At 65.1% G+C, this 14,137-nt stretch carries 12 protein-coding genes; all 12 read left to right on the top strand.

Annotation, left to right across the window (positions count from 1 at the left end; genetic code table 11):
* Nucleotides 1-170: 170 nt before the first annotated feature.
* The 12 genes from F1002_RS20760 (at nucleotide 171) to ppc (ending at nucleotide 13,808) form a co-directional block, all read left to right on the top strand.
* Entirely contained in the window at nucleotides 171-1,259 is a 1,089-nt protein-coding gene (locus F1002_RS20760; protein WP_150430958.1) for a class 1 fructose-bisphosphatase, read from the top strand.
* Nucleotides 1,260-1,304: 45 nt separating this feature from the next.
* Nucleotides 1,305-2,189 carry a phosphoribulokinase gene (locus F1002_RS20755; RefSeq protein WP_150430957.1) on the top strand — a complete coding sequence of 295 codons (885 nt, stop codon included), beginning with the start codon at nucleotides 1,305-1,307 and terminating at the stop codon, nucleotides 2,187-2,189.
* Nucleotides 2,190-2,205: 16 nt separating this feature from the next.
* Nucleotides 2,206-4,230: a transketolase gene (gene tkt / locus F1002_RS20750; RefSeq protein ID WP_150430959.1), complete on the top strand. Its 2,025-nt coding sequence runs from the start codon at nucleotides 2,206-2,208 to the stop codon at nucleotides 4,228-4,230.
* Nucleotides 4,231-4,244: 14 nt separating this feature from the next.
* On the top strand, nucleotides 4,245-4,940 hold the full coding sequence (gene gph, locus F1002_RS20745) for a phosphoglycolate phosphatase (protein WP_150430956.1): 696 nt from the start codon (nucleotides 4,245-4,247) through the stop codon (nucleotides 4,938-4,940).
* A gap of 142 nt (nucleotides 4,941-5,082) precedes the next feature.
* Nucleotides 5,083-6,273 carry a phosphoglycerate kinase gene (locus F1002_RS20740; protein ID WP_150430955.1) on the top strand — a complete coding sequence of 397 codons (1,191 nt, stop codon included), beginning with the start codon at nucleotides 5,083-5,085 and terminating at the stop codon, nucleotides 6,271-6,273.
* 10 nt (nucleotides 6,274-6,283) lie between these two features.
* The gene (locus tag F1002_RS20735) at nucleotides 6,284-7,063 is read left to right on the top strand and encodes an HAD-IA family hydrolase (protein WP_150430954.1); all 780 of its coding nucleotides are present in this window, start codon (nucleotides 6,284-6,286) and stop codon (nucleotides 7,061-7,063) included.
* Nucleotides 7,064-7,139: 76 nt separating this feature from the next.
* The gene (locus F1002_RS20730) at nucleotides 7,140-7,730 is read left to right on the top strand and encodes a class II fructose-bisphosphate aldolase (protein ID WP_150430953.1); all 591 of its coding nucleotides are present in this window, start codon (nucleotides 7,140-7,142) and stop codon (nucleotides 7,728-7,730) included.
* A gap of 16 nt (nucleotides 7,731-7,746) precedes the next feature.
* Nucleotides 7,747-9,168, top strand: coding sequence for a pyruvate kinase (gene pyk / locus F1002_RS20725; protein WP_150430952.1), 1,422 nt, complete (start codon nucleotides 7,747-7,749; stop codon nucleotides 9,166-9,168).
* Nucleotides 9,169-9,348: 180 nt separating this feature from the next.
* Nucleotides 9,349-10,119 carry a triose-phosphate isomerase gene (gene tpiA, locus F1002_RS20720; RefSeq protein ID WP_150430951.1) on the top strand — a complete coding sequence of 257 codons (771 nt, stop codon included), beginning with the start codon at nucleotides 9,349-9,351 and terminating at the stop codon, nucleotides 10,117-10,119.
* 3 nt (nucleotides 10,120-10,122) lie between these two features.
* A complete protein-coding gene (gene rpiA, locus F1002_RS20715) occupies nucleotides 10,123-10,785 on the top strand; it encodes a ribose-5-phosphate isomerase RpiA (protein ID WP_150430950.1) in 663 nt (220 codons plus the stop codon).
* Between the two features lie 105 nt (nucleotides 10,786-10,890).
* Complete coding sequence (locus tag F1002_RS21105) at nucleotides 10,891-11,064, top strand: hypothetical protein (RefSeq protein WP_191090495.1); 174 nt, start codon at nucleotides 10,891-10,893, stop codon at nucleotides 11,062-11,064.
* A complete protein-coding gene (gene ppc, locus F1002_RS20710; RefSeq protein ID WP_150430949.1) occupies nucleotides 11,061-13,808 on the top strand; it encodes a phosphoenolpyruvate carboxylase in 2,748 nt (915 codons plus the stop codon). The genes F1002_RS21105 and ppc overlap by 4 nt, the downstream gene beginning before the upstream one ends.
* The last annotated feature ends 329 nt before the right edge of the window (nucleotides 13,809-14,137 follow it).

Below are 14,137 nucleotides of genomic sequence, written 5' to 3'. Positions count from 1 at the left end.
TCGCGCCCAGCAAAAAGGTGTTAACCCCGCTCGCGCGTCTAATCGGTTCTGCGAACGAAAGATTCACAAACTCTGAGGTGTGCCCACTGCGCCCCGGCGACATCCATGCCACCCGGGTGTACGCCGAGATACGCTGACTCCGGACCACCAACCTCGAAAGGCTTGCCACTATGCCGCTTTCTCACAATGCGACACTCACCCGTTACCTGATCGAACAGCGCCGCCGTTTTCCGCAGGCCAGCGGCGATCTGAATGCATTGCTCCTCGACGTCTCCCTCGCCTGCAAGGCAATAGCGCGCATCGTCGCTCTCGGTTCGCTTGGCGAGGGGGGGGCGCAGGCACCCTCTACCGGCACGGTCAACGTGCAAGGAGAGGTGCAGAAGCCGCTGGATGTACTCAGCAACGAGATCTTTCTGCGCATGAACGAATGGAATGGCTATCTCGCGGGCATGGCCTCCGAGGAAATGGATGAGCCATTTCAGATTCCCAGTCAGTACCAGCGCGGCAAGTACCTGCTCGTGTTCGATCCGCTGGATGGCTCGAGCAACATCGACGTCAACGTCTCGGTAGGGAGCATCTTCTCGATTCTGCGCGCACCGCAGGATGTGATCGACAGCGGGCGCGACGTGACCGCAGCCGACTTTCTGCAACCCGGCGCAAGCCAAATCGCTGCCGGCTACGCACTGTATGGGCCAGCGACCATGTTCGTGCTGACGGTGGGCGACGGAGTTGCCGGATTTACGCTCAATCCGAACCTCGGCGAGTTCCTCCTCACGCACGAGAATATCCGTGTGCCGACCGACACCCAGGAGTTCGCGATCAATAGCTCCAACAGCCGCTTCTGGGAACCACCGGTCAAGCGCTATGTGGATGAGTGCCTGGCCGGCAAGACCGGGGCGCGAGGCAAGGACTTCAATATGCGCTGGATCGCCAGCATGGTGGCCGAGGCGCACCGTATCCTGATGCGCGGCGGTGTATTCCTCTACCCGCGCGACACCAAGGATCCAAACAAGCCTGGTCGCCTGCGCCTGCTGTACGAGGCGAACCCGATCGGCATGTTGATCGAGCAGGCCGGTGGCAGGGCAAGTACCGGGCGCCAGCCCATGCTGGGCGTGCAGCCGAGTTCGCTGCATCAGCGCATCGGTCTCGTGTTCGGGTCCAAAACCGAGGTGGAACTCATCGAGCGTTACCACCACGAGCCTGAAAACCGCGAAGCGCCAGAACCGTTGTTCGCAGAGCGCAGCCTGTTTCGTAACTGAGATGCATGCAGCCAATTCCTAAAATAGTTCCGCAAAGGCCACATCATGTCTGAACGCTACCCCATCATCGCCATCACCGGTTCGTCAGGTGCCGGCACCTCGTCGGTGACGCGCACCTTCGAGAACATTTTTCGCCGCGAAAAGGTGACCGCCGCGATCATCGAAGGCGATAGCTTCCATCGTTATGATCGCAAGGAGATGAAACAACGCCAGGCCGAGGCCGAGGCAGCCGGCAACAAGCACTTCAGCCACTTCGGTGCGGACAATAACCTCTTTGCCGAACTCGAGCAGTTGTTTTGCAGCTACGGCGAATCGGGTACCGGCAAACGCCGCAAATACCTGCACGATCAGGAGGAGGCCGCGCCGTACAAGCAGGAACCCGGCACCTTCACTCCTTGGGAAGAACTGACCGCGGGGACCGACCTGCTGTTCTACGAGGGGCTGCACGGCGCAGTGGTCACGGCCGAGGTAGACATCGCCAAGCATCCGGATCTTCTGATCGGTGTGGTACCGGTGATCAACCTGGAGTGGATCCAGAAGCTCTACCGCGATAAGAAGATGCGTGGCTACTCGACCGAAGCCGTAACGGACACCATCCTGCGCCGAATGCCAGACTATGTGAACTACGTTATGCCGCAGTTTACGCGGACCCATGTCAACTTCCAGCGCGTACCGGTGGTGGATACGAGCAACCCCTTCATCGCGCGCGACATCCCAAGCGCCGACGAGAGTCTCTGCGTAATCCGCGTTGCCAACCCGAAGGGTATCGATTTTCAGTATCTGCTGAACATGATCCACGACTCGTGGATGTCGCGGGCCAATACGATTGTCGTGCCGGGTGGCAAGATGGAACTGGCCATGCAACTCATCTTCACGCCATTTATCTGGCGGATGATGGAGAAGCGCCAGCGTGCTCTAGGGACCCTCTGACGGAGAAATGACGGAAATGAGCTCTAACTCGAACGACCGCGTGATCCGGTCCGATAGCGGCAAGCGCGACGAGATGGCCAATGCGCTGCGAGCGCTGGCGATGGATGCGGTGCAGCAGGCCAACTCCGGTCATCCAGGGGCACCGATGGGCATGGCCGAAATGGCAGTGGCGCTGTTTGGCCATCTGCGGCACAACCCCACCAACCCCAAGTGGGCCGACCGTGACCGCTTCGTGTTGTCCAACGGCCATGCGTCGATGCTGCTGTACGCCTTGCTACATCTCACCGGCTATGACCTGCCAATGCACGAACTGAAGCGTTTTCGCCAGCTCCACAGCAAGACGCCCGGTCACCCGGAAGTCGGCCTGACCCCGGGTGTGGAGACGACGACGGGACCGCTGGGACAGGGACTCACGAATGCGGTTGGGATGGCACTGGCCGAAAAGCTACTGGCCGACGAATTCAATCGGCCCGGGCACACGGTGGTCGACCACTACACCTACGCTTTCCTCGGCGACGGCTGCCTGATGGAAGGGATCAGCCACGAAGCCTGCTCGCTGGCCGGCGTATGGAAACTCAACAAGCTGATCGCGTTGTACGACGACAACGGCATTTCGATCGACGGTGCCGTGACGGGCTGGTTCTCCGATGACACGTCCGCCCGCTTCGGCGCCTACAACTGGAACGTCGTCGGCCCGATCGACGGCCATGACGTGGTAGAGATCGGGCAAGCAATCGCGCAGGCCAAGATGTCGCTCGACAAGCCGACGATCATCATCTGCCGCACTACCATTGGCAAGGGCTCCCCCGCGCGTGCCGGTACCGCCAAGGCGCATGGCGAGCCGCTGGGAGCGGAAGAAATCCGCGCCACGCGGGAAGCGCTCGCTTGGCCGCACGCCCCGTTCGACATTCCTGACGGTATCGCCACGCGCTGGAACGCGCGCGAGCTCGGCGCAGTACGGGAGGTCAAATGGCGCGTGTGCTTCGAAGCGTACCGGACGGAACACCCGGCGCTTGCCGCCGAGTTCGAGCGCCGCGTAGCCGGCAAGCTGTCTGCGGACATCGAGGCGAGGGTGCTGGACCTCATGGTGAAGTTCGGCCAGTCGCGCGAATCAGTGGCATCGCGCAAGGCATCGCAGCAGGTGCTGGCGCTGCTGGCGCCCGAAGTGCCCGAACTGTTGGGCGGCAGCGCCGACCTGACCGGTTCGAATCTTACCGATTTCCCGGGCTGCGGCGCGGTGCGCGGCGGCGAAAAGGGTGGGCGCCATATCAACTACGGCGTGCGCGAGTTCGGCATGGCCGCCATCATGAACGGCATCGCGCTGCACGGCGGCTACATCCCTTACGGCGGCACATTCCTGACCTTCAGCGACTACAGCCGCAACGCGATCCGCATGGCCGCCCTGATGAAGCAGCGGGTAATCCATGTGTTCACGCACGACAGCATCGGCCTTGGCGAAGACGGGCCCACGCACCAGCCCGTCGAGCATGCGGCAAGCCTGCGGCTGATTCCGAACCTGGACGTCTGGCGCCCCTGCGACGCCGCCGAGACAGCGGCGGCGTGGGCGAGCGCGCTGACGCGAACCGAGCGCCCTACGGCTCTGCTGCTGTCGCGGCAGAACCTGCCGGCGCAACAGCGCAGCCCGGAGCAGGTGCTCGACATCCGCCGCGGCGGCTATGTACTGAGCGATCGCAAAGATCCCGTCGCAGTGATCCTCGCAACCGGCTCAGAAGTCTCACTGGCGATGGCCGCGCAGGAGCTACTCGATACGCGAAACCTGCCGGTGAGGGTGGTGTCCCTGCCATCGTCGACCATGTTCGACCGCCAGGACGCGAGCTACCGGGACGCGGTGCTCGGAAGCGGCCTGCCGCGCATCGGCGTCGAGGCCGGCGTGACGCGCTGGTGGGGTCAATATGGCTGCGCCGCCGCGCTCGGCATAGACCAGTTCGGCGAATCGGCGCCCGCGCCTCAGGTCTACGAGCATTTCGGACTGACTGCGGACCGGCTGGCCGCGCTGGTCGCCGCGCAGGTGCGCGGCTGATGGGGATCACACCTGTGAGCTACGATCTCATCAGCTTCGACCTCGACGGCACGCTGGTCGACACCGCCGACGAAATCGCCGAGGCTGCCAACCGCGCTCTGAACGCGCACGGCATCCCGCGCCGCCCCGCGTCGGAGATCACCAATCTCATCGGCGCCGGCACGCGCGAACTGATGCTCAAACTGTTGCAAGGTTGTTTTCTGGAGCAGCCCGGACTTGCCGGCCGCGTGCGCGCGGAAGACGTACTCGCCAGCATGGACGAGCACTATGCGGCGACCACGGGCACTTCGGCAACTCCCTACCCGGGATGCCGCGATACGCTGGCGAACCTCAAGATAGCGGGGGTGCGTCTGGCGTGTGTGACGAACAAGGAGTACCGCCACGCGCAACGCGTGCTCGAAGTCAGCGGACTGGACGGTTTCTTCGACCTGCTCATCGGCGGGGATTCGCTGGCCGAAAAGAAACCGCACCCCAGTGTGTTGCGCCACGTCGCGCGAACCCTCGGGGCTGACATCGCCCACATGGCCCATCTGGGCGATTCGGCGACCGACGTGGCGGCAGCGCGCAATGCTGGCGTAGCCGCCTGGGTGGTTCCCTACGGCTACAACGCCGGCGTGCCGATCACCGAGGCCAGACCCGATCATATCTTCGACAGCTTGCCCTTGGTAGCCGAGTATGTACTTTCTGGTCGCCGCCTGTCGGCGGCCTGACCCTAACTACCGATTCATCCCCACACCGGAAGTTCAATATGACCATAAAAGTAGGTATCAACGGCTTCGGCCGCATGGTGTTCCGTGCCGCAGTTCAGAATTTCCAGGACGCCATCATGGTGCGTGTGATGGGAGCCTCGCGGTGAACGTGCTGCGCTTCACCGACCTGGTCGCTCAGGGCCGCGTGCGCGACCAGCGCGTGTTCATTCGCGCCGACCTCAACGTCCCTCTGGACGCTACCAACCGGATCACCGACGACACACGCATCCGCGCCTCGGTGCCGTGCATCCGCATGGCGCTGGACGCCGGCGCGGCGGTGATGGTGACCTCCCACCTCGGTCGCCCGACCGAAGGGGAGTTCAAGTCCGAGGATTCCCTGGCGCCGGTGGCCGCGCGCTTAGCCGAGTTGCTCGGCCGGCCGGTGTCATTGAAGGCCAACTGGGTCGACCGCGTCGAGGTCAAACCTGGCGAGGTGGTGTTGCTTGAGAACTGCCGCCTCAACAAGGGCGAGAAGAAGAACGATGCGGCGCTGGCGCGCAAACTGGCTGCGCTCGCCGACATCTTCGTGCACGACGCCTTCGGCACGGCGCACCGCGCCGAGGCCAGCACCTATGGGATCGCGGAGTTCGCCCCGGTTGCCTGCGCGGGGCCGCTGCTGGCCGCGGAGATCGACGCCATCGGCAAGGCGCTGGCAAATCCTAAGCGCCCGCTGGTGGCGATCGTCGCGGGCTCGAAGGTTAGTACCAAGCTCACGATATTGCAAAGTCTGGCGGCCAAGGTCGATGGCTTGGTCGTCGGCGGCGGCATCGCCAACACCTTCCTGCTCGCGCAAGGGTTGCCGATCGGCAAGAGCCTGGCCGAACCGGACCTCGTGGGCGAGGCCAAGGCGGTGATCGATGCCATGAAGGCGCGTGGTGCCGAGGTGCCGATTCCGGTGGACGTGGTCTGCGCCAAGGAGTTCAAGGCCGACGCCAAGGCGACTGTCAAGGCCGTGGCCGACGTGGCGGCCGACGACCTGATCCTCGACATCGGCCCGAAGACGGCGGCGCTGCTGGCCGACAAGCTCAGGGCCGCGGGGACGATCGTCTGGAACGGCCCGGTTGGCGTGTTCGAGTTCGATGCCTTTGCCAAGGGCACCGAGACCGTTGCGCGCGCGATCGCCAGCGGTGAAGCCTTCTCGATCGCGGGGGGCGGCGACACGCTGGCGGCCATTGCCAAGTATGGCATCGAAAAGGACGTCGGCTACATCTCCACGGGGGGCGGTGCCTTCCTCGAGGTGCTCGAAGGCAAGACGTTGCCGGCCTTTGAAATCCTGCAGCGCCGCGCTGGCTGAAGGGACCGAGATGACCAGGCTCGAGGCATTGTTATGGGACGTGGATGGCACCCTCGCCGAGACCGAACGCGACGGTCACCGCATAGCGTTTAATCGGGCATTCGAGGCGCTCGGCCTGCAATGGCGCTGGAGTGAGGCGCAATACGGCGAACTGCTGTGCATAACCGGTGGCCGGGAACGACTGATGCACTACATGGACAGCGAGCCGGATGCGCCGCCGCTGGCAGAGGATCGCGAGGCCCTGGCCCACGAACTGCACGCAAAGAAGAACGCCATCTACGCCAAGCTCGTGAACAGCGCCGGGATTCCGCTGCGCGAAGGCGTACGCGAGCTGATGCACGAATGCCGGGAGCGTGGCGTGCGCATGGCGATTGCCACGACGACCAGCCGCACCAACGTGGAGGCGCTGCTGCGCGTTCACCTCGGCCCGCGCTGGTCGGACTGGTTCACGGCGATTGTCTGCGGCGAGGACGTGCAACGCAAAAAACCCGACCCCGAGGTGTTCGTGCAGGCGCTGCGCACCTTGGGAATCCCCCCGCACCAGGCGGTGGCAATCGAGGACTCACCGGCCGGCGTCGCGGCGGCCCGGGCCGCGGAATGCCCCGTGGTGGTAACCCGCAGCACTTACTTCGCGAACGCGCCGATCAAGGGTGCAACCGCCGTCGGACCCGGCCTGCACTCCCGCAGCGGATGGCGCCCCGCCCTGGCCCCCATGACCGGCGGACGCGTGACCTTCGACGACCTCGCCGGCTGGTTCGCGCAGGCTTCCGCCCTATCCGATATCCCCTAGCGGTCGCGTCCCCTGCCTCTGCGCTGTCGCTGCCCAACCACCGTTTAATTACTTTATCATTCTGGAGAAGTAAACTATGGCTTTCGTTTCATTGCGCCAAGTGCTGGATCACGCTGCAGAGCATGACTACGGCGCGCCGGCCTTCAAAGTCAACAATCTCGAACAGATTCAAGCGATCATGGAGACTACCCAGGAAACCCAGTCGTCGGTGATCCTGCAGGCCTCGGCCGGTGCCCGCAAGTACGCCGACGAGCCCTACCTGCGCCACATGGTGTTGGCCGCCGTTGAAGCGCATCCTGATATCCCAGTCGTGCTGCACCAAAACCACGGTGCCTCACCGGCGGTGTGCCAGCAGTCGGTCCGCTCGGGCTTCTCCAGCGTGATGATGGACGGCTCGCTACTCGAGGACGCGGAAATCCAGCGCGGCATCAAGTACGGCGTGCGCAAGATCAACATCGACACCGATATCCGGCTGGCCATGACCGGCGCGATGCGCCAGGTCTTCGCCGAGCAGCCAAGCGAGTTCGACCCGCGCAAGGCAATGGTCGCCGCCAAAAAGGCTGCGCGCGCGGTGTGCAAGGCGCGCTTCGAGGCCTTCGGCTGCGCCGGGCACGCTGCCCGAATCAAGCCGATTCCGCTGGACGCCATGGCTGCACGCTATTCCTGACTGGAGTTCGGATCATATGCGCAGAAATCGAAACGCCAAGATCGTCGCCACGCTCGGCCCGGCCAGTTCTGACAAGGACACCATTCGTCGGCTCTTCGAGGCTGGCGTCGATGTCTTTCGGCTGAACTTCAGCCACGGAACCGCGGCTGACCACCGTGCCCGCTTTGCCATCCTCCGTGAACTGGAGCGCGAGACCGGCCGCCCGATCGGCATCCTGGCCGACCTGCAAGGCCCCAAGCTGCGCGTGGGCACCTTCGCGGATGGCGCGGTGACGCTGGCCGAGTCTCAGCCGTTCCGGCTCGACCTCGACCCCACCCCCGGTGACTCGCAGCGCGTCGGCTTGCCACACCCCGAAATTTTCGCGGCCCTGGAACCGGGCGCGGAACTGCTGCTCGACGACGGCCGGCTGCGCTTGGTCGTGGAGCATAGCGGCGCCGACTTCGCCGAGACACGCGTGGCGGTTGGCGGCAAGCTGTCCGAGCGCAAGGGGGTCAACGTACCCGGCGTCGTGCTCCCCATTACCGCGCTGACCACCAAGGACCGGCGCGACCTTGAGCTGGCGCTGGAGCTCGGTGCCGACTGGATCGCGCTATCTTTCGTGCAACGGCCGGAAGACGTATCCGAGGCACGCTCGCTGATCGGCGAGCGCGCCGCCATCGTTGCCAAGCTCGAGAAGCCCTCGGCCGTGGAGCGACTGGACGAGATCGTCATGCTGGCAGACGCGCTGATGGTGGCCCGCGGCGACCTCGGCGTGGAGTTGCCGGCCGAGCGCGTGCCGGGAATCCAGAAGCGCATCGTGCGCAGTTGCCGCCGCCTCGGCAAGCCGGTAATCGTCGCCACGCAGATGCTGGAATCGATGGTGGCAAGCCCCGTGCCGACCCGGGCGGAGGCCTCGGACGTGGCCACCGCCATTTACGATGGCGCTGACGCGGTGATGCTGTCGGCCGAATCCGCCGCCGGTGCCTACCCGGTCGAGGCGGTGGACATGATGAACCGCCTGATCTCCGAAGTCGAGGCCGACCCGCAGTACCGCCAGCTCATCGAGGCCTCGCACGACACGGCGCCGGCCGACGCCGCCGGCCCGACGGAGGCCGTTTGCCGCGCGGTACGTCACGCCGTGCCGCTGCTGCACGCCGGTGCGATCGTCTGCTACACGAACTCGGGCCACACCAGTCTGCGTATCGCCCGAGAGCGACCAGAGGCATCGGTACTGAGCCTGACGCCGCACCTGTCGGTGGCGCGACGGCTGGCGCTGGTCTGGGGGGTTCATTCCGTACATACGGACGACGTTGCCGATGTTGACCAAATGACCGAGGTGGCATGCAGCGTCGCAAAGCGTGAGGGCTTCGCACAAGCTGGCGCGACCATCGTCGCGATAGCCGGCATGCCCTTCGGTTCGCCGGGGACGACCAACCTGATGCGCATTGCCACCGTCTAAGCGCACCGGAAAGGGGCCAGCGCGATGCAAACTTTTCCGATGGCCCCGCTTCCCAATGCGCGCGGCATTGCCCGACGTGGTTTCGTCGACAAGGCATGCGAAGGCGATATGAGCGCGACTTGGCAGCCGCCGTACCCGCAAGCGCGACGTCCCGAACGACTTGTTTGAGAGGATGAGAACATGCAACGACCCATCGTGGCCGGCAACTGGAAGATGAATGGCAACCTGGGCAGCATTGCTACCCTTGTTGATGCGATCGAGGCGGGAACCGGCGGCCTGGACAGGGTACGAGTGGTACTCTTTCCACCGTTCGTATATCTGCCCCAAGTGTCGCATCGGTTGAAGGGAACGGCCATTTCCCTGGGAGCGCAGACTCTGTCCGAGCACACGGCCGGTGCCTTCACCGGTGAGGTCTCGGCTTCAATGCTGCTGGACTTCGATTGTTCCTATGTGCTGGTCGGTCACTCCGAGCGGCGCAATCTTTCGCGCGAAAGCGACCTCCTCGTGGCGCGCAAGTTCGTCGCCGCCCGTGACGCGGGTCTGACCCCAGTGCTGTGCGTGGGGGAGTCCCTCCAGGAACGCGAACAAGGCGCTACGGAAGCGGTGGTCGCGCGGCAGTTGCGTGTCGTGCTGGATTTGGCTGGGGTGCAGCGTTTCGAAGGTGCAGTCGTCGCCTATGAGCCTGTGTGGGCCATCGGCACCGGCATGACGGCTACGCCGGAGCAGGCCCAGGAGGTCCACGCTTTCATCCGCAGGACGCTTGCAGAGGATAACGCGGGATTGGCAACGTCACTGCCCATCCTGTATGGGGGCAGCGTCAGAGCCGCCAATGCGGCGGAGTTGTTGGCCATGCCGGACATCGACGGTGGCCTGGTCGGCGGAGCCTCGCTGGATGCCAGCGAATTCTTGGGGATCGCGGCTGCCGCCCAAAGACATTCGGAGGGGACTTAAGCGATGACTCAAGACGAGATCAAGGCCTTGGTCGCGAAAGCGGCGCTGCCGTACGTGGCACCTGGCAGCATCCTCGGCGTGGGGACGGGATCGACCGTCAATCACTTCATCGACGCACTCGCCACGATGAAGGATGGCATTGCCGGCGCGGTATCGAGCAGCAACGCGACCACGGCGCGCCTGCGCTCACACGGCATCAAGGTGTTCGCCACCGACGAAGTTGAGACGCTGCCGCTGTACGTGGATGGCGCGGATGAAATCGACCCTCGCGGTCACATGATCAAGGGCGGCGGTGCAGCGCTGACGCGCGAGAAGATCGTCGCCGACCTGGCGCAACGTTTCCTGTGCATCGTCGACGCCTCCAAGCGCGTCGAGGTGCTGGGGCGCTTTCCACTGCCCGTCGAGGTGATCGGCATGGCCGCAGCGCAGATCGCGCGGCGCTTCGAGGGAATCGGCGGCCGGGCCGCGCTGCGCGAGGGCGTGGTCACCGACAATGGCCACCCGATCCTCGACGTGCATGGGTTGGCCATCTCCGATCCGCTAGCCCTGGAGACCGAGATCAACCAATGGCCAGGCGTCGTGACCGTGGGGCTGTTCGCGCGCCACAAGGCCCATTTATGCCTGACCGGCACCTCCACCGGCGTGCAAACTGTCTTGATCAGCTGAGACCGTGATCCGGCCATTCGCCCCGCCCCACACCCCAAAGGCAAATCAGAAGCGCTTCGCGGACCCTTGCTGCCCATGTTCGGCGCAACCATTTCGGATACAACCATGAGCCACAAATATGCGGCGCAGTTCAAGTTCATGAATGCCAAACAAATGGATCACCTGTTCTTACCGGCCGGTAGCCGTGCTATCCCTCTCCCTCCATTTTGGTTACCGGCCTTTTTATTCCCGGAGCCGGTCTTGGCCGGCTCCCTTCTTTCCGGAGTGACGCCGCCGTGACGACCGACAAAGACCTCCCGCTGCGCGAAGACATCCGTCTGCTGGGCCGGCTGCTGGGGGACACGGTGCGCGATCAGCTGGGGGCGGCCAGTTTCGAGCTGGTCGAGCGCATCCGCCAGCACTCGGTGCGCTTCCGCCGCGACGACGATGCTTCCGCCCGGCGCGAGTTGGAGGCGACCCTCGACGCCCTCGCGCGCGACCAGACCAACGCCGTGGCGCGGGCCTTCAGCTTCTTCTCGATCCTCTCCAACATCGCCGAGGACCAGCACCACATCCGCCGCTCCCGGGCCCATCTGCTGGCCGGCTCACCGCCCAAGGCCGGCAGCCTGGCCCACGCCGTGGAGGCGGCCTTCGCCGCCGGTTTGCAGGCGGCCGACCTGGCGGCCTTCTTCGATGACGCCCTGATCAGCCCGGTACTCACCGCCCATCCCACCGAGGTCCACCGCAAGAGCATCCTCAACTGCCAAACGGCCATCGCCCAGCTACTGGACCAGCGCGACCGCATGGCGCTGACCCCGGAGGAGGCCGCCGCCAACGAGGAGGCCCTGCGCCGGGCGGTGCTGACCCTGTGGCAGACCCGCATGCTGCGCACCACCAAGCTGTCGGTGATCGACGAGGTGAACAACGGCCTGTCCTATTTCGAATCCACCTTCCTGCGGGAGCTGCCCCACCTCTACGCAGGCATCGAGGACAGCTTGGCCGCCCACGACGGCGCCTGGGCGGCCCTGGAGCTGCCCAGCTTCCTGGCGGTCGGGAGCTGGATCGGCGGCGATCGGGACGGCAACCCCTTCGTCACCGCCGAGGTGCTGAAGCAGGCCCTGGCCCACCAGGCGGCATTGGCCCTGGAGTTTTACCTGGCCGAGGTGCGCACCCTGGCCTCCCAGCTGACCCTCTCGCTCATGCACGTGTCGGCCTCCGATGCCCTGCTGTCCCTGGCCGCCGCCGGGGAGGCCACCCCCCACAGCGGCGACGAGCCCTACCGGCTGGCCCTGTCGGGCATCCATGGGCGGCTGGCGGCCACCTACCGGGCGCTGCTGGGCCGCGAGCCGGTGGGCGCCGGCAGAGCCGCCTCCCAGGCCTATGGCTGTGCCCAGGAACTGGCCGACGACCTGGAGGGGATCCACCGCTCGCTGCTCACCAACGGCTCGGCGGCGCTGGCCCGCGGCCAACTGCGCCGGCTGCGCCGGGCGGTGGCGACCTTCGGCTTCCACCTGGCGCCCATCGACCTGCGCCAGAACTCGGAGGTCTTCGAGCGGGTGGTGGCCGAGATCCTGGAGGTGGCCCGCCCGGGCACCGGCTATGCCGCCTTGGACGAGGAAGGGCGCATCGCGCTCCTCCTGGAGGAACTCGCCACCGCCCGACCCCTGGCCTCCCCTTTCGTGCATTACTCCGAGGAGACCACCGGCGAGCTAGCCATCTTCCGCGCCGCCCGGGCGGCCCATCTGCGCTATGGGGTAGCGGCCTTGCCCAACTTCATCATTTCCAAGACCGACGGGGTCTCGGACATGCTGGAGCTGGCGGTGCTCTTGAAAGAGGCGGGGATCCTGCGGCCCCTGGAGGGGGCGCTGGACGCCAACGTCGTGCCCCTCTTCGAGACCATCGGCGACCTGCAGGCGGCCCCTGCCACCATGGAGCGGCTCTTTTCGCTCGCCCCCTATACGCGCCTCTTGGCTTCCCGCGGCCGCACCCAGGAGGTGATGCTGGGTTATTCGGATTCGAACAAGGACGGGGGTTTTCTCACCTCGGGCTGGGAACTCTACAAAGCGGAGATCGAGCTGGTGAAAGTCTTCCGCGAGCACGGAGTGAAGCTGCGCCTGTTCCACGGCCGCGGCGGCTCGGTCGGGCGGGGCGGCGGGCCTAGCTACCAGGCGATCCTCGCCCAACCGGGCGGGGCGGTGCAGGGGCAGATCCGGCTCACCGAGCAGGGCGAAGTCATTGCCGCCAAGTACGCCAACCCGGAGGTGGGCCGGCGTAACCTGGAGGTGCTGGTGGCGGCCACCCTGGAAGCGACCCTGATCTCCGGCGATGCGCCGGCCCCGCGCGGGGAATTCATCGAGGCCATGCAGGGCTTGTCGGATGCGGCCTTCCGCGCCTACCGGGCACTCGTGTATGAGACGCAGGGCTTCGAAAAATACTTTTGGGAATCCACGGTGATCTCGGAGATCGCCGAACTCAACATCGGCTCGCGCCCGGCTTCGCGCAAGAAGAGTCAGGCGATCGAGGATCTGCGGGCGATTCCTTGGGTGTTCTCGTGGGCGCAGTGCCGCCTGATGCTGCCGGGCTGGTACGGCTTCGGCGCGGCGGTCGAGGCTTTCCTCGCCGAGCGCGGCGAAGCGGAAGGGATGGCGCTCCTCCAGGCCATGCACCGGCAGTGGCCCTTCTTCGCCACGCAACTGTCCAACATGGACATGGTGCTCGCCAAGAGCGACATCGCCATCGCCAGCCGCTACGCGGCGCTGGTCAAGGACGAGCGGCTTAGAGAAGCGATCTTCGGGCGCATCCGCGCCGAGCATGCCTCAAGTGTGGCGGCGCTCCTCAAGATCACCGAGCAGGCGGAGTTGCTCGATGCCAACCCGCTCTTGAAGCGCTCAATCCGCAACCGCTTCCCTTATCTGGACCCCTTGAACCACGTCCAGGTGGAGATGCTGCATCGCTACCGCGAGGGGCATCAGGACGAGCGCATCCGCCAGGGCATCCACATCTCCATCAACGGCATTGCTGCAGGACTCCGGAATAGCGGCTAAATTAAGGTGTTTAACGAGGTAAGCCCCCGTGTATTCCAGGCCGGCCGATTTTACGGAGTTCGAGGTGGCAGCCGATGCGGTGGAACAGCGCGACGCCTGGCCGTTCCTCGAAATGGGAGCGGCGCTTGTTCCTGCGGGCGGGCGTGGGTAGGTCATCGGTGCCAAGAAGCGCTGAAGAGCTCATCCTCAGACCCGCCGCGGCGCGCCCGGGGCCTTGGCCCGATCCCAGCGGCCCGACGCGGCGGCACACGCCTCAGAGTTTGTGAATCTTTCGTTCGCAGAACCGATTAGACGCGCGAGCGGGGTTAACACCTTTTTGCTGGGCGCGA

The organism is Dechloromonas sp. CZR5 (assembly GCF_008711155.1).
GTDB lineage: Bacteria > Pseudomonadota > Gammaproteobacteria > Burkholderiales > Rhodocyclaceae > Azonexus.
This window is presented reverse-complemented; position numbering and strand designations above follow the sequence as displayed.

Bases quoted from the DNA above. Each gene is read 5' to 3' on its own strand.
- F1002_RS20760 (WP_150430958.1), top strand. From the start codon at position 171: ATGCCGCTTTCTCACAATGCGACACTCACCCGTTACCTGATCGAACAG.
- F1002_RS20755 (WP_150430957.1), top strand. From the start codon at position 1,305: ATGTCTGAACGCTACCCCATCATCGCCATCACCGGTTCGTCAGGTGCC.
- tkt (WP_150430959.1), top strand. From the start codon at position 2,206: ATGAGCTCTAACTCGAACGACCGCGTGATCCGGTCCGATAGCGGCAAG.
- F1002_RS20735 (WP_150430954.1), top strand. From the start codon at position 6,284: ATGACCAGGCTCGAGGCATTGTTATGGGACGTGGATGGCACCCTCGCC.
- F1002_RS20730 (WP_150430953.1), top strand. From the start codon at position 7,140: ATGGCTTTCGTTTCATTGCGCCAAGTGCTGGATCACGCTGCAGAGCAT.
- pyk (WP_150430952.1), top strand. From the start codon at position 7,747: ATGCGCAGAAATCGAAACGCCAAGATCGTCGCCACGCTCGGCCCGGCC.
- tpiA (WP_150430951.1), top strand. From the start codon at position 9,349: ATGCAACGACCCATCGTGGCCGGCAACTGGAAGATGAATGGCAACCTG.
- rpiA (WP_150430950.1), top strand. From the start codon at position 10,123: ATGACTCAAGACGAGATCAAGGCCTTGGTCGCGAAAGCGGCGCTGCCG.
- F1002_RS21105 (WP_191090495.1), top strand. From the start codon at position 10,891: ATGAGCCACAAATATGCGGCGCAGTTCAAGTTCATGAATGCCAAACAA.